Below are 15,901 nucleotides of genomic sequence, written 5' to 3' on the forward strand. Positions count from 1 at the left end.
GAAATAAAATGAAAAAGTTCAGTATTTCTTTGAGCACTTTCTGCACCAGTGTATTGCTGTTCACCAACATTATGGCGCAGACACAATACAGAGAACTACCTGATGCAACACGAGTAGCACCTCCCATTGAAAAAACAGTAGCACCAGGTGATAAATACCTACCTAATATTGTTATACTCGCTACGGGGGGTACAATTGCTGGTTCTGCCGCCAGTTCCACCCAAGCTGGATACACATCAGGGCAGGTAACCATTGATGCCATGATTGCAGCAGTACCCGATGCCAAAAAGCTGGCTAACATCAAGGGTGAACAAATCTCCAATGTTGGCTCACAGGACATGAGCTTCGATATCATGTTAAAACTGGCCAACCGCATCAACGAACTTACCAAATCAAATGCAGCGGACGGTATTGTGATCACGCATGGCACTGATACTATGGAAGAAACCGCATACTTCCTGAACTTAGTGGTAAAAACTGATAAGCCTGTTGTACTGGTAGGCTCCATGAGGCCGAGCACTGCTTTGAGCGCCGATGGTCCTTTAAACCTGTATGATGCTATTGCCGTAGCCGCAGATCCGGAGGCAAAAGGCCATGGTGTTATGCTGGTGATGAATGACCAGATCCACTCAGCACAAAGCCTAGTCAAGGTGAGCACAACGGCTGTTCAAACTTTTATGTCACCGCTCCGGGGCATCATAGGCTCGTCAGCATATGGCCATAATGAGTTTTATCGCATTCCCCATAAAATATATGGTGCTAATAGTGAGTTTTCCGTTGAGGGCGTAAAAACTCTACCTCGTGTTGATATCGTATATGCATGTGTCGACATGCCAGCTGATCTTATTGATGCATCTGTTCAACGTGGAGCAAAGGGAATTGTTATTGCCGGGGTTGGTAATGGAAACATGACCAAGGCCGCCCTTGACGCCTGCCAACGTGCCGTCCAAAAAGGCGTGGTCGTAGTCAGGAGTTCAAGAGTAGCTACCGGTGATATAGGCCGTAATGTGGAGGTGGATGATAACAAAATAGGCACCATAGCTTCTTATGAGTTGAACCCACAAAAATCGAGAATACTGCTGTCTGTTGCCCTTCTGAAGCAACGTAAGCCAGAAGAAATTCAAAAACTGTTTATGGAATATTAATAGCCCCCGGAAGTATTAACTATACATTCTAGCACCCGGCTGCGCGTACGATATTGATCCCACTGGGTATGGCCATTTTTACTGGTCTTGAACAACAGGCAGTAATTGTTGCAGGCCTCCCAGCTTCTACGGCATTGTTCCTTCCAGTATCCACACCACCCAATGCTATCATATACAGCACCGGATTTTTGACGCAAAAGGATTTCAGGACAGGTGGCATTCTGATCGGGCCACGAAATTGATAAGTATTAAATTCTAATGAAACCTAGTTTATTTTTTATAGCTTTTTTTGTGTTACTCAGCCATTTATCACCTTGCAGATTATACAGTCAAGACACACTAAAACAAACCCCTGATGGCACAACAGGATTATTTCTCACTATTCGTGAATGGGATTCAATCAGGTTGAAAAGCCTGCCAATAAACGAATTTGAAGGCGCTCATTCCTCCTTTAGAATTGGACTTGGCTATATTCATGATTTCACTACATATGCTCAAAGTGAGGTATTCAAAGAGCAAATGGACTCATTAAAACTATCCTTAAGCCCAACCTTCAAACTAAGAGATTTCCGGATACTTGGTAGCGGGGTGCTTAAAACCAAAAGACCGATCTCCTGGAAATTTGCTTATATGTGGGATGGCGACAAGAAAATTTGGATGGCCCGTGAAACCGGACTTACTATTGGTGTACCTGAGTTAGCAGGACATATTTTTATCGGTCGGACAAAAGAAGGATATTCTATGATCAAGGTCATGAATGGTCATTCCGGAGTGACCAATGAAAGGCAAATGGCATTGGATCCCATTCCTATTTTGGCAGATGGAATTAAATGGTTTGGTTACCTGCCAAAATCGAGAATATTCTGGAACCTTGGAGCTTTTAGTGATTTGACCTCTAAAGGCCAGGGATTCGCCACCTATGAATGGCAATTTGTGGCGCGGGTTGGGTGGATGCCGGTATATGATAAAGCAGACAATAAACTGATCCATATAGCGACCAATCTTAGATATGGCAAGCCCCTGAATGGGAAATTTACAGTTAAATCGCGGCCTGAATCCAATCCAACTCCCCATCTTATTAACACAGGAGAATTTCAGACTGATCATTCCAGTAGTATAGGAGCTGAAATCTTTTATAGTAACAACAGCCTGACATTAGGTTCAGAAGTTATGGTTCATAATTTCTATTCAGAAAAATTTGAAGACCATAAATTTTATGGCGGAGATTTCATAGCCAGCTATTTCTTTACAGGCGCTAAGCGACCTTATAACACTGTAGGGAGCATATATGGATTTGTACCTGTGAAAAAATCTGTTTTTAAAGGAGGCCTGGGCGAAATAGAAGGCGTTCTACATGCTTCTACCTTCAACTTAAATGACGGGTCTATCCAGGGAGGTCAATTTTGGCGTATTACGCCAATGGTCAACTGGTATCTTTCGAAGGCTATCCGATTGGAATTGATTTATGGCTATGGTGTGCTTGACCGATTTCAAAAAAAGGGAGCCGTTCATTTCTTCGAAAGCAGATTCCAATTAACTGCTATGTAAATTAATTACATCTTCCTGAAGGGTTATTTGACATTCTTCAAACCATAAAATCAGTCATTAACGTCAAAAGAATGGCTTTATATCTCTTGTTACATCCTTTGGCAAGTATAAACGAATGCTGCCAAAATTTATAATTTTTGGCAATTGAAGGACCTATTTTTTTTGTATCGCAGAGAGAAAGATAAAACTTGCACTTTGATTGTATCGGATTCACTCATGGCTTGGCTATAACTAGAACTGCGACCCTGCTGATATCATTTTCTTACACCCCTACTTATTTTATTGTGGTAAACAGATCGAATGATTTATTAAAAGTTTACCTCAACCAGGCTTTATAAAATCGCAACCTCAAAAACAAATATGTATGGATTCAAACTTCACCGATATTGTATTCTATCCAAAATGGAATACACCGGCTGCATACACAACTGCTCCTTATCTTGAAAATGCTGCTCACAAACTTATCTCAATGTTTAAAAATTTAAAAAGAGGTCTTATTACTTTATTGGTTTGTGCACTTGCCAGCAATGCAAATGCACAAGAAAGCGACAACCAGAAGCAGGTTAGCATGGAGCTATATGGCTTTGCCATGATGGATGCCGGCCATAATTACAGACAAATTGATCCAGACTGGTTTGATGTGATGCGTGTGACCAAATTACCAGCATCTAAAAACCAGTTCGGGGCTGACGGGTTTACTTATTTTAGTGTAAGGCAAACCCGTTTTGGGGTAAAAGGTTATTTACCAACTGCACTAGGAGAACTTAAAACCATATTCGAATTTGAAATGTTTGGAACTGGTGTTGATGCCGGGCAAACCACTATCCGTCTTCGCCATGCATACGGGGAACTGGGGAAGGTTGGTGCGGGTCAATACTGGAGTCCATTTATGGACATTGACGTATTTCCCAATTCGCTTGAATACTGGGGCCCAACTGGGATGGCGTTTTTCCGCAATGTGCAAATACGATATATGCCCATACAAGGTGATTCCCGTCTAACCTTTGCCCTTGAGCGTCCTGGCGCCAGTTCTGACCAGGGAGTTTATGCTGGTCGTATAGAGCTACAAGGTGTAAGGCCAAAGTTAGACCTTCCGGACTTTTCTGCTGAATACCGGCATGGCAGAAACTGGGGTTATGTAGAATTAGCGGGAATATTAAGGCGTCTGAAATGGGAAGATATTGATAACGTTGCTCCAGACCTTAGCGATACAAAGTTGGGATGGGGCTTAAACCTGAGTTCAGGACTTAAATTCTTAGAGAAAGATTTGCTGCACCTGTCAGTGGTATACGGAGAAGGTATACAGAATTACATGAACGATGCTCCAGCGGATGTGGCTATTGAGAGAAAAGACGGAAATGTAGTTGAAGGTGTGGCGCTCCCCGTTTTCGGTGCAGTTGCCTTTTACGACCATTACTGGAACAAAAAATTCAGCAGTACAATTGGCTATTCATGGGTAGATATCGATAATTCAAATGGGCAATCTGCCAATGCTTTTAAAAGAGGAGATTATGGTTTGGTTAACCTTGTTTATTACCCGGTCGATAATGTAATGGTCGGTGCGGAATTCCAGTACGGTAAACGTAAAAATCACAGTGATGGTTGGGAGGTTGAAGGGTATAAATCACAGATTTCCTTTAAATATAATTTCTCGCAAAAGTTCTACCGAGATACTAAAACTGCTCCATAAACACAAAGTCACTTACAGGTAAATCACTTATTCACAAGGATCATTCAATTCAAAAGAAATATTATGAAATACCTTTCTTTAAGTCATCGCCTTGCACTTGCATTTGTTTCATTTATACTGTTCTTTTCCGGTTTCTTTTTAGATATTCAAGCCCAGGAAAAGAAAAAAACACAAGGCAAGAAAACAGAAGGTGTTATGAGTGCCGACAAAGGAATGATTGAAGCGGCGTTAACTGAAGCTTATAACAAATTCAAGGATTTACAAGAAGGTAAAAACGCCGACTATATTAAAGAGCTGGCGAACGTAGACCCCAACATTTTTGGCATTGCCCTCGTCACTACGGATGGACAGGTTTATACTCAAGGCGATATCACCTCCATGGTTTCTATCCAAAGCGTATCGAAAGTATTTACTATGGCCAAAGTCATTGAAGAGCAAGGCCCACAGGCTGTACGGGACAAGATAGGCGTAGATGCAACCGGTATGCGTTTCAATTCTATTGTAGCTGTTGAATTACAAAAGGGAAAAGAAATCAATCCTTTGGTAAACCCGGGAGCTATCGCTGCCAGCAGCCTTATTAACGGCAGCGATTCTGCAGCCAAATGGAAAAGTATTCTTGATATTCATAGTGATTTTGCCGGCCGGCCGCTTACTGTAAACGAACCCGTATATATCAGCGAAGCCGGTGACAATTTGCGTAACCAAGCCATTGCGCACTTACTGAAGGCATACAACCGTATGTATTTTGACCCTGTACAGGCAACCGATATCTACACAAAACAGTGCGCCATCAACGTGAATGCAAAAGACCTGGCAACGATGGCAGCCACATTGGCCAACGGAGGTGTGAACCCGATTACAAAAAAGAAAGTGGTTAGCCCAGAAACAGTAATGTACACCCTACCGGTTATGGCTACAGCAGGCTTGTATGATGATTCCGGGCAATGGCTATACACTTCCGGCCTGCCCGCTAAAAGCGGTGTGGGAGGAGGTTTGTTAGCTGTTTGTCCCGGCAAGTTTGGAATAGCAGTTGTATCTCCACCATTGGATGCAGCAGGTAACAGTGTAAAAGCACAAAAAGCCATCGCTTATGTAGTAGAAAAATTGAAGGCAGATCCCTATTTGATTCAGCCTAAATTATAATAGGAAGCTTACACCAATTAAAACAGAAAGGAATTTTTATTGAACAAAAAAAGGTTTATGAAGACATGTAAACGTGTGTCCGCACATTTGTTTTTCACAATTGGTCTCACCCTATCAATTTGCAGCCTTTTCGCCCAAGATGATGCGAAGTATGATGTATATGACACTACAACACTCAGTACCGAAAAATATCCCTATGAAATTAATACAGAAAAAAGCTTACCCGCTGAGACTGCTGGTGAATATACGCCTGGTAAAGGCTTCACTATTTATCAAAACAAATTGATTAGTCTTAATTTAAGTTTTTATGGACTGATCCGGTACACCAATCAACTACCAGCCACCCAATCTTTCACCGATCACCTGGGCCGGGAAAGGGCAATTGATACCCGCCATGATATTCAATGGCACCGTACATTCATCTGGGCATCAGGATACTTCTTTACCCAACGGCTACGCTATACAATAAGTGTTTGGGGACTTGGTTCAACCGGGCAGACCCTGTTATTCGGGAACATGCAATATCAATTTAATAAGGCTTTTAGACTTGGAGCGGGTATTGGCCCTAACCTTGGTGTCCGGTCTTTACAGGGGCCCTGGCCCTATTTTGTAGGAACCGACAGGCAAATGGCTGAAGAAGCCTTACGCCCGGGCTTCACCGGCGGAATCTGGTTGAATGGACAGATCTTGCCCAAATTTCATTACTGGCTAATGCTTGGTAATAATTTGAGCCAGTTGGGTATTAACAATACGCAAATGACCAGACACCTGACTCCAAGCGCCAGCGTCTGGTGGATGCCAACCACTGGTGAGTTTGGCCCCCGCGGTGGCTACGGGGATTTTGAGTATCATACCAAACCGGCTACTCGGTTTGGCGCTTCAATCAACCATGCCCGTGAAGACCGCTTTAATGAGGTTTCAAATCCAAACCCGGCCGAAACCCAGATCCGACTATCCGACGGTGTCCTCTTCTTTGAAACTGGCGCCCTAGGTGATGATATTACTATACAAAGAACCAACTATGATATAATGTCTTTTGATGCCGGCGTAAAATACAAAGGACTACATGTCCAGACAGAATTTATCCGGCGAAAGCTTTCAAATTTCCTGTCCGACAAACCTGTACCACTTTCTAAAATTGTAGACAATTCATTTTACGTGACAGCATGTTACTCTTTAATAAAGAGGAAACTGGATGTGTACGGTGTGTATGGCAAGTTGATCGATGAATTTGACCGGAAGCCGTGGGAGGTAACAGGTGGGATGAGCTTTTTTCCCTCAGGGACCCGCAGTTTGCGCATCAACCTGCACGTCATCCGGATAGAAAAATCACCAGCAGGCTCAACCTTTGGATATTATATAGGCGGCCAGAGCGGAACAACAATTTCTCTTTCAACCGATTTACTTCTATAAGGACCTCATGAAAAGATTTCTCAAATACTGAAACCATTCAAGTGTGAAACATTCAATGATCGAACGATATATACACACCATCAATTATAAGAATGTTTATAAGACAATCCTAAGCATCCTATTGGTCATTATATTGACCCGTGCTGCTGAAAGCCAAGAAAGCAGCAAGAAACCCCCGCCACCAGCCAATGATTTCAATGACTCCCACTTTCACCTGACCAATTACATACAAGAAGGTGCCGATATTCACAAGTATCTAGAGATCATGGGTAACCGAGTAGGACGTTCTACCTTATTTGGTATTCCCCTACAGCAAATGTGGTCTTACCAGAATTCCGGTACTTACGGGCCAACCTATTATTTACAAAGTGATGCCCCCCTTTATTATTATTCATTCACCGATGCTTATATAGCCAGCGTATACAATTCACTTTCTCCTACAGAAAAGCAACGCTTCGATCCCATGATCACGGGTTTTAACCCGGCTGATATGTATGCAAAGGCGCACATCAAAAGGGTGTTACTTACATTTCCAGGTGTATTTTCGGGTATTGGTGAATTCAGTATTCATAAAGAATTTGTTTCCGCTAAAGTTGCCGGAGAAGCAGCCAGCCTTACCAACCCTGCGCTCGATAGCATACTTGATTTTGCAGGGGAAGTTGGCCTGGCAGTAATCTTACATAATGACATGGATATGCCTTTTGCCAAAGCCGGGGCTGAACCTGTATACCTTGCTCAAATGAAGGACTTGTTGAAGAGACACCCTAAAACAACAATTATCTGGGCACATGTGGGCTTAGGCCGTGTAGTGCACCCGGTGCAGCAATCCGGTTCTGAGCCAATCAACAACCGCAACCCCAGGCAATTGCAGATTGTAGAAGATATACTTACGGATCCGGCCTTGAAGCATGTATATTTTGATATATCCTGGGATGAAGTAGCTAAATATGTTATCGCCTCGCAACAGTCCTTGCAAAATACCATTACTATTATCAATCGTTTCCCAGACCGCTTCCTGTTTGGAACAGATGTGGTAGCGCCAACCAGCCCGGAAATGTATTATGCGGTGTTCAACATGTACGAGCCGCTCTGGAAGGGGTTAACTCCTGAAGCAAGCGAGAAAGTACGGAAAAGAAATTATGAAAGGATCTTCAACGAAGCCCGGCAAAGAGTTAGAGAATGGGAGAAAGCCCATTTGAAATGATAAAAAAGATATGGCCTAACATGAATATAACATCGTTTATCAATTTTATGCCATCATGGATGTTATTCATCCTGATTATAATCGTAGGTATGCTTATTGCCGAAGCCGGTGCCTACATTGCCGGAAAAAGATTACAGAAAGGAGAAAAAGAGCCGGATACTCCTGTTAACTCCGCCTTAGGAGCCATGCTGGCCTTATTAGGATTTATGCTGGGCTTTACTTTCTCTATTACAGCGAACAGGTTTGCCGAACGAAGGGAATTGGTTATTCGACAGGCCAACGCTATTGGTACCTGTTATCTGCGTACAAGTATGATCCCGGAAAGACAGAAATCAGAAGTCAGGAAACTTTTCCGGGAATACGTTGACAATTTACTCCAAATCCAGAAGACTGAAAATGTGAATGTGCCAAAGAGCATATCCAGAATGAACGATATTCACTTATTGATCTGGAACCAGACAGCCTCCTTAGCAAAGGAAGATATGGACTCAGAATTACGGTCGCTTTTTACCAGTTCGGTAAATGAAGTCATAGATATAGCTTCTGAAAGAGAAACAATTGCCTTACTTGTAAGAATTCCATCTATCCTGTGGATTTCCCTTATCGCACTTTTCATTATGAGTATGTTTCTCGTGGGTTACCAAATCGCTTCATTTGACATACGCAGGATATATAGTTTACCTTTACTGATAGGGGCTGTTGCTATGGTCCTTGTATTGATTGCCGAAATGGACTCCAGTGAAAAAAAAGGCTTCCGGATCAGTCAGAAACCGCTGGAGAATGTCCGGGAAATGTTGCAAACAAATATTCCCTAATTAAACATTTGTTCAGAACTATCTTAGGTTATCATTATTTAAATAACTTCCAGCGTTTACGGTCCTTTTGCTGTTTCGCATCCTTATTACATCCACCAAAGCAAGCAAACTGAGGTGTAAACAACATGATGCCAAACTCAAACCCCGCACCAAGGTTACCGTTAAATTCCTGTCCATGGGTTACCTTACCATGAGGCTTTGACAGCCAACTATCTGAATTAAACTGTTGAGCACTGGTCTGGCTAATAGCTAAGACCAGTATATAAACCAGCCAGATCCGAAACATAAGCAGTTCATTGTTATTGAGCAGTTTCCCACACTCGCTTTAGATCGGGATTCAAAATAATCTCTGTCCGCCTGTTTTTGGCCTTTCCTTCTGCTGTTGCATTATCGGCAACAGGAGCATATTTTCCTTGCCCTGCAGCAACAAGGCGTTCCGGGCTTACACTATAATCATCTCTCAGGGCACGTACAACACCATTGGCTCTTTCCGTACTTAAACTCATGTTATCTGTATTAATGCCTTTTTTAAAAGGCACATCATCAGTATGCCCAACCACAATCACCTGCAGGTTAGGATATTGGTTTAAGGCTGAAGCCAGTCCCTCCAATGCTTTTTTGCCATTTTCAGTCAACTTAGAACTACCGCTCGCATACATGAGATTATCCTGCATGTTTACATAGACACGACCGTCTTTTCCATAAACATCAACACCCTTTTCTTTGAAATCAGCCTCGGCAGCTTCCAATGCCTTTTGGACTTCCATCATTTTGTCCCTAGCCTCCGCCAAGGCATTACGGTATTCTTCATACTTCTTTTGCTTTGCCTCACAATCTGTCTTGTAACTGCTATATTCTGAGCTCAATGACTTATTAGTGGCCGTAAGTTCGTTTACTTGTTGTTGCAGTGTACTGATTTGAGCATTTAACCCATCTACAGTGGACATTGCACTTTTGTATTTCTTACTGGACACGCAAGAAGAGATCATAATAGTTGCTATCAATAAAACCGGCAGCAAGGATTTGTTCAACATTGTATTTGGTTTTAGTATGGAAAAATTGTGTTTACAAATTTTATTCTTTTCACCGCTTCTATAATAAAACTCAGGCGCTTGAATTGCCAAAAATTATAATTTTTGGCATATAAAGGGCCTGGCGATTTTGAAGTATGGCCAGGTTGACAAAACTTGCATATCCTAATATCCCATTGCAAAGTGATACACTTTGCCTTATGTGGTGATACCGTTATCAATGCTCTATTGATTGCTTTTCCAGATCCGGGTATATTATTTCATCAATTCAATTATCACAACTATGAATTTTCCAACTTTCATTTTCGTGGTTGTTCTCTCCTTTGCGGGGAGCGCTTGCGTAAGCAGTAAAAAGTATAAAAGCCTTTCCAAGGAATATGAAACATTAAACAGCCGTCAAACCTCGTTACAGACAGAGCTAACCCAATGCAATACAGACAAAAGCAAGCTGATGGGACAGCAGCAAGCTCTTAGTGAGCAGGTTACCTTTCTGAAAGAAAACAATACACAGGCATTATCACAATTGGAAAACATGTCTGTGATTTCAAAACAGCAGGCGGAAAGTATACAAAAGTCCATGGAAAATATTGGGGTGAAGGATGCCTACATCCAAACTCTGCAGCAACAAATGGCTAAAAAAGATTCACTCAATATGGCGTTGGTGATGAACCTGAAAGGGGCTATTGGTAATTTGGCAGATGAGGATATCAACATTAAAGTAGATAAAGGAGTGGTTATTATTGACATTTCTGATAAGATGTTGTTCAAGAGCGGCAGCTATGATATAACCGATAGAGCAAAGGAAGTATTGAGCAAGGTAGCAAAGGTGCTCAAAAACCAACCTGATATTCAGTTTATGGTAGAAGGACATACAGACAATGTTCCTTATAAGGGCAATAAAATACTGACTGACAATTGGGACCTGAGTGTCAAAAGAGCCACCACTGTTGTCAGGTTGCTACAAAATGAATACGGCATGGATCCTAAAAAAATGCTGGCAGCCGGGCGCAGCGAGTACAACCCAGTAAGTGAAAATACATCAGCAGAGGGAAAGGCTCTTAATCGCCGGACAAGGATTGTGATCTTACCAGAACTAGACCAGTTCTTCAAATTACTGGAACCACAACAAAAAACATAACACTTCTGCAGGGGAGAATTATTTATTAGCAATAGAAATCACTTTCCATTCAAACTATTCAGTTTATGAAAAATATTCACTGTTTATTTCTAATGACCGTTGCTTTTTGCATTGCAACACTTCGTCTACAGGGTCAAGCTACACAAGAAACAACAGGTAAAGCCTATAAGAATGTCATCCGGTATGATTTGTCAGGAGCCTTACTTTATGGACCAGACCGACATATCGTTTTTGGATATGAACGCGTACTTAAGAATAATCAAAGTATTTCTATTAATGTTGGTAAAGCGTCCCTCTTCACAGCTGACAGAAATGATATTAAAACCGATTCCTTTAGTTTTAATGATGATTTAAAAAATAACGGTTTTAAAATAAATGCTGATTACCGGTTTTACCTGAAAAAAGAAAATAAATATCAGGCGCCTCATGGCGTTTTTATAGGTCCCTATGCTGCTTTTGCCCAATTCAAAAGAGACAACCAATGGGCTTATACTGATCCTAATTCACAAGGCAAACTTGTGCAAACAAACTTAACAATGAACATATTTACAGTAGGTGGAGAAATGGGCTACCAGTTTATTTTGGGAAAGAGAGTTGCTCTTGATTTTGTTTTGATCGGACCTGGATTTGGCTACTATAAAATCAATGCAAAAATAAAAAGTGACCTTAGCCAAGCACAAAAAGAAGAATTACGTGGGGCAATTAAAGACCTTATTACTGAGAAATTTCCCGGGCTAAATAATATACTGGCTAATAAGAATTTTGATAATGAAGGAGACATCCGTACATGGAATTTTGGCTACCGTTATATAATTCACATAGGCTATGTATTTTAATGCTTTGATCCCCTAAAGTTCTAACCGAAGATACTGGTAACATCAAGTTCTAATGCAAGAACAGATATCACTTTGCCAACAATTAAAAATCATGGCAGAAGTCTGTGCAATAGATGTATGGGGTATTCAACCAGTTGCTTATTTTGGCATCAACCAACACTTTGATATAAGCATTCTTCATACCCAGGGCTCCTTATCAGCTAACGGTGGCGCATGATAAATTACCATACAGTAAGTTGCTTTCCTTTTTAAGGGAAGATGATCCGCAGGAAGAGAAGCTATACTTGTCACCAGTTAAAGTAAAAGAGCTTCAAAGGCGTATAGATCAGCTCATGGAGGAACAAAAGCCATTTTTGCGGCAGCATTACACCATGACCGAAATGGCTCATGACCTAGACATACCATCCTATCAACTCTCAGCATTTGTCAACAAAGTGATGGAGCGGCGCTATACCGACCTTGTGAACCGCTACCGTATTGCGTACTGTTTGAATTTCATTAATAACAATTCATACACTACACTCAAAGTGCACCAACTTTCATTGGCCTGTGGCTTTAGCAATCGTAATACCTTTATCAGTGCTTTTAAAAAGTTCACAAACTATACACCGCATGAATATCTCTCTCAATTGAAAACAGCAAGGTAGAACAACATTACTCACCCCATGCAGTAATTACCAGGTTTCTTGATCCGCCATGATTACGATGCTCACACAAATAAATACCCTGCCAGGTGCCTAAGGCCAACTTTCCATTATGAATGGGTATCACCACAGAACTACCCAATAAAGAGGCCTTCAAGTGGGCTGGCATATCATCTGCCCCTTCATAATCATGTTCATAATCCAGATCATTTTCCCTGACGGTCTTGTTGAAAAACATTTCAAAGTCGATACGCACTGTTGGATCGGCATTTTCATTGATAGTGAGCGCAGCAGAAGTATGTTGAATAAACACCTGGCAAAGGCCTGTTTTGATATCTGCAATCTGAGGCGATGACCTAACTACTTCCGTAGTGATCAAATGAAATCCTCTTCTTTTTTCTGGTAATGATACTGCTTGCTGGTAGACCTTCATATGCTTCAAAGTTAAAACTAAATACCTGGCATGATGGAGAGTGACCGCATTCATTATCGTTTCAAGAAAATAAACACGGCGCCTATCATTGTCAGGAGGATCACGACTTTGCGATAACTGTCATCTTTGATTTTCGAAACAATGCGAATACCCGCAAAGAAACCAATGAAAAGTGCGGGCAATAATAAGAGGTCTATTTTCAATGTATTGAGCGTAATATTGTTCCAGTAAACAAACTGGAATGGTAATTTAAAAAAGTTAATCACTAAAAACACCCAAGCCGCAGTACCTATAAAATCATTCTTTTCCATGCGCATGGCCAGGAAGTAGATGCTGGAAAAGGCTCCTGCCAGGTTACCAAACATTGTGGTAAAGCCGGAGATCAATCCCATTAAGGCTACAAATAACTTGTTGTGAGGAATGGTGAAACGTTTATAAAATTCCAGCAGCAACATGATGACAACAGTAAGGATGATAATAAAGGCCATGACCTTCCTGAAGATGCTTTCATTCAAATCTTTGCCAATAATTACGCCTATTAAAATACCCACTACCATCCAAGGTAATAGTTTCCAGAAATGATTCCATTGGGCATGGCGATGGTAATAATTTACCGCCATTACATCTGCTATACACAACAACGGCAATACAATACCTGTAGAGGCTTTGCCACCAAACACAATAGCCATGATGGTCACGTTCATCATGTCGAGGCCTTTCATGCCAGATTTGGACAATCCGATGATCAAAGCTGACAGAAAGATCAGGAACCAATGGAGCATGGATCCTTCAAATAAACCATTCATAATCGACGAAAATAAAACAATCGCTCCAGGCAGGCTGCTTAAAACTGTGCTGTTTCAGCATTTCATTGTGAAGTTTTTATTGAGGGAAAATCAAAAATATATTGTAAATTGTTACAAGCAGCAACTTGAAATCAATACAGAATCCGGAACTGAACCAAACAGGATCTCGCCCTTTAAAATAAATATTCCTCTGCCTTACACTATAAAAACGAATTAAGAACGGTGTAAGTTTTACAGGCAAACCCAGGTACAAAGAGCTTAGTGATCGCTTACACTCTTCGATTTAAAAATGACCATATTATGAAAAAATTTCTTTTGCCATTTTTAGCGGCAATAATGAGTTTGTTAAGCTTGCAGGCTTTTTCTCAAGAAAAAGAGGATACATCTGCTATGTTAGGCTTACCGGGAGACAACCTGGATCTTTATGCCGTATTGGATGTGTTTCAAAAGTCAAAAACAATTGAAGAATTTGAAAAATCAATAAATGATGAAAAAGCAAAAATCAATAACCTGGATTTAAACCTGGATAAAAAAATTGATTTTATCAAAGTGGCTACTAAGAAAAAAGATGAGTCGTATCAATTTATACTCCAGGTTGATGTCAACAAAAAAGAAACACAGGATGTTGCAGTGATCTTATTAGACAAAGATAAAAGTGGGAAAGTCAGCATGCAGATTGTTGGTGACGAGGAGTTGTATGGTAAAGATTATGTTATTGAGCCAAAAGGAAATTCGTCCGTTACCGCTAACCCAGGGTATACTGGTGAAAACCCTGTAACAGTGAATGTACCGGCAACAACTACTGTAGTTGTTCAATCTGCACCAATCGTACAGTATGTGTATTCACCAGCCTATGTACCTTATTACCCGCCTTATCATTATGGATATTATCCGCCCTGGTTTGGGTTTGCAACAGTTATGGCAGTGGGCATATATCGTAGCAATCATTATTATCACCACCATGGTTATTATGGAGGTCATTATGGCGGTGGCAATACGGTAGTTATTAACAATAATAATAACTTCAATAATTATAATAGTAATAGAAACAGGTCTACTACCGTCTCGAATAATATGAATAAGGGTAGTTATGGCAATCGAACAACAAATAGGGCTGGAGATAGATCTTCTGCATCAAACCGACAATCTCCATCGGCATCCAACAGGGCTGGAGACAGAGCTTCGGCCTCGAATCGTCCGTCTGCCTCTACATCAGATAGGGCTGGAGATAGATCTTCTGCATCGAATCGTCCTTCTGCATCAACACGACAGTCATCAAACTATTCTTCTCCGTCATCCAGGTCTAGTTCAATGGGAGGAGGTGGTCGTTCCATGGGCGGCGGCGGAGGTCGTTCAATGGGCGGCGGAGGCTTTGGTGGTGGTGGCGGTGGAAGAAGACGTTAATTATGTACCGAAAACTAATGATCACATCAAAACCACTTTATAAACAAAAAGGCTGTGCGAAAATGCTTTTCGCACAGCCTTAAAAATATATACTGAGTCTTCTTATTCAATTGGCATATCAGAAGCACTCATATCTCTTAAAGCAACATATTTTCCATCTCTTTTTTCAAATAAGCTCATATAATTTCCCGAGTTAATTGGAGTATTGACAGAATCAACCACTTTAAAAGAACCAATTTCTACAACCTGATTTCCATCATTGGATACAAATACTTCTTTCGTTGTAAATGAAATCTTATTAGGATTTGAAATGACATCGGCTTTTAAAAAAGATATTATTGAATCCTTGCCCACTAAAGGTGCTCTGTTTTGAAAAAAGCTGATTGCATCATCTGCATAATAGCCTATATTTCTCAATTCTCCGCTATTGTAAACCGCAGCAAATGAATCTTCTTTAGCCTGAATTTCATTTTTGATTTGTTCTTTATCAATCACTACTGCTTCCGGTTCTTCTTTTTTTGCATTACACGCGAACAATAAACTGATGATACACCCTAATGATATCTCTTTTACAGTCATGTTTTTAAGAATTAAATCACCTTTAAGTTATGAAAAATAAACCTGATTTTTTAAAATTAATTCTAATAACCA

At 40.9% G+C, this 15,901-nt stretch carries 18 protein-coding genes; 13 read left to right on the top strand and 5 right to left on the bottom strand.

The window, feature by feature from the left end:
* Nucleotides 1-8: 8 nt before the first annotated feature.
* The 8 genes from OCK74_RS09700 (at nucleotide 9) to OCK74_RS09735 (ending at nucleotide 8,958) form a co-directional block, all read left to right on the top strand.
* Nucleotides 9-1,145, top strand: a complete 1,137-nt coding sequence (locus OCK74_RS09700; protein ID WP_279296829.1) for a type II asparaginase — start codon at nucleotides 9-11, stop codon at nucleotides 1,143-1,145.
* A gap of 68 nt (nucleotides 1,146-1,213) precedes the next feature.
* Complete coding sequence (locus OCK74_RS09705) at nucleotides 1,214-1,387, top strand: hypothetical protein (protein ID WP_341483183.1); 174 nt, start codon at nucleotides 1,214-1,216, stop codon at nucleotides 1,385-1,387.
* Between the two features lie 16 nt (nucleotides 1,388-1,403).
* Complete coding sequence (locus OCK74_RS09710; RefSeq protein ID WP_279296831.1) at nucleotides 1,404-2,693, top strand: OprO/OprP family phosphate-selective porin; 1,290 nt, start codon at nucleotides 1,404-1,406, stop codon at nucleotides 2,691-2,693.
* A 364-nt stretch (nucleotides 2,694-3,057) separates the two neighbouring features.
* Nucleotides 3,058-4,383 carry a DcaP family trimeric outer membrane transporter gene (locus OCK74_RS09715; protein ID WP_279296832.1) on the top strand — a complete coding sequence of 442 codons (1,326 nt, stop codon included), beginning with the start codon at nucleotides 3,058-3,060 and terminating at the stop codon, nucleotides 4,381-4,383.
* Between the two features lie 63 nt (nucleotides 4,384-4,446).
* A complete protein-coding gene (gene glsA, locus OCK74_RS09720; protein ID WP_279296833.1) occupies nucleotides 4,447-5,526 on the top strand; it encodes a glutaminase A in 1,080 nt (359 codons plus the stop codon).
* A 57-nt stretch (nucleotides 5,527-5,583) separates the two neighbouring features.
* Nucleotides 5,584-6,939: a hypothetical protein gene (locus OCK74_RS09725; RefSeq protein WP_279296834.1), complete on the top strand. Its 1,356-nt coding sequence runs from the start codon at nucleotides 5,584-5,586 to the stop codon at nucleotides 6,937-6,939.
* A 43-nt stretch (nucleotides 6,940-6,982) separates the two neighbouring features.
* Complete coding sequence (locus OCK74_RS09730; protein WP_279296835.1) at nucleotides 6,983-8,143, top strand: amidohydrolase family protein; 1,161 nt, start codon at nucleotides 6,983-6,985, stop codon at nucleotides 8,141-8,143.
* Between the two features lie 20 nt (nucleotides 8,144-8,163).
* Nucleotides 8,164-8,958, top strand: a complete 795-nt coding sequence (locus tag OCK74_RS09735) for a bestrophin-like domain (RefSeq protein WP_279296836.1) — start codon at nucleotides 8,164-8,166, stop codon at nucleotides 8,956-8,958.
* Nucleotides 8,959-8,992: 34 nt separating this feature from the next.
* On the opposite strand, the gene OCK74_RS09740 is transcribed toward OCK74_RS09735, so the two are convergent.
* Together OCK74_RS09740 and OCK74_RS09745 are read right to left on the bottom strand one after the other, a co-directional pair.
* Complete coding sequence (locus OCK74_RS09740; RefSeq protein ID WP_279296837.1) at nucleotides 8,993-9,244, bottom strand: hypothetical protein; 252 nt, start codon at nucleotides 9,242-9,244, stop codon at nucleotides 8,993-8,995.
* A 13-nt stretch (nucleotides 9,245-9,257) separates the two neighbouring features.
* Entirely contained in the window at nucleotides 9,258-9,992 is a 735-nt protein-coding gene (locus OCK74_RS09745) for an OmpA family protein (protein WP_279296838.1), read from the bottom strand.
* A 280-nt stretch (nucleotides 9,993-10,272) separates the two neighbouring features.
* On the opposite strand from OCK74_RS09745, the gene OCK74_RS09750 reads away from it, so the two are divergent.
* From OCK74_RS09750 to OCK74_RS09765, 4 genes are all read left to right on the top strand, one after another.
* Nucleotides 10,273-11,127 (top strand): OmpA/MotB family protein, encoded by an 855-nt coding sequence (locus OCK74_RS09750; protein WP_279296839.1) that lies wholly within the window; start codon nucleotides 10,273-10,275, stop codon nucleotides 11,125-11,127.
* Nucleotides 11,128-11,192: 65 nt separating this feature from the next.
* Nucleotides 11,193-11,963 carry a DUF3575 domain-containing protein gene (locus tag OCK74_RS09755; RefSeq protein ID WP_279296840.1) on the top strand — a complete coding sequence of 257 codons (771 nt, stop codon included), beginning with the start codon at nucleotides 11,193-11,195 and terminating at the stop codon, nucleotides 11,961-11,963.
* Nucleotides 11,964-12,054: 91 nt separating this feature from the next.
* Complete coding sequence (locus OCK74_RS09760; protein WP_279296841.1) at nucleotides 12,055-12,180, top strand: hypothetical protein; 126 nt, start codon at nucleotides 12,055-12,057, stop codon at nucleotides 12,178-12,180.
* On the top strand, nucleotides 12,170-12,610 hold the full coding sequence (locus OCK74_RS09765; protein WP_279296842.1) for a helix-turn-helix domain-containing protein: 441 nt from the start codon (nucleotides 12,170-12,172) through the stop codon (nucleotides 12,608-12,610). The genes OCK74_RS09760 and OCK74_RS09765 overlap by 11 nt, the downstream gene beginning before the upstream one ends.
* A gap of 7 nt (nucleotides 12,611-12,617) precedes the next feature.
* On the opposite strand, the gene OCK74_RS09770 is transcribed toward OCK74_RS09765, so the two are convergent.
* Both OCK74_RS09770 and OCK74_RS09775 read right to left on the bottom strand, forming a co-directional pair.
* Nucleotides 12,618-13,040: a secondary thiamine-phosphate synthase enzyme YjbQ gene (locus OCK74_RS09770; protein WP_279296843.1), complete on the bottom strand. Its 423-nt coding sequence runs from the start codon at nucleotides 13,038-13,040 to the stop codon at nucleotides 12,618-12,620.
* Nucleotides 13,041-13,093: 53 nt separating this feature from the next.
* Nucleotides 13,094-13,846: a sulfite exporter TauE/SafE family protein gene (locus OCK74_RS09775; protein ID WP_279296844.1), complete on the bottom strand. Its 753-nt coding sequence runs from the start codon at nucleotides 13,844-13,846 to the stop codon at nucleotides 13,094-13,096.
* Nucleotides 13,847-14,146: 300 nt separating this feature from the next.
* Between OCK74_RS09775 and OCK74_RS09780 the strand changes: the two genes are divergently transcribed.
* Nucleotides 14,147-15,250, top strand: coding sequence for a hypothetical protein (locus OCK74_RS09780; protein ID WP_279296845.1), 1,104 nt, complete (start codon nucleotides 14,147-14,149; stop codon nucleotides 15,248-15,250).
* Nucleotides 15,251-15,352: 102 nt separating this feature from the next.
* Here the strand turns inward: OCK74_RS09780 and OCK74_RS09785 are convergent, their stop codons facing one another.
* Nucleotides 15,353-15,829, bottom strand: coding sequence for a YybH family protein (locus OCK74_RS09785; RefSeq protein ID WP_279296846.1), 477 nt, complete (start codon nucleotides 15,827-15,829; stop codon nucleotides 15,353-15,355).
* Nucleotides 15,830-15,901: the final 72 nt, after the last annotated feature.

Origin of the sequence: Paraflavisolibacter caeni, from assembly GCF_025628885.1 — a bacterium.
Lineage (GTDB): Bacteria > Bacteroidota > Bacteroidia > Chitinophagales > Chitinophagaceae > Flavisolibacter > Flavisolibacter caeni.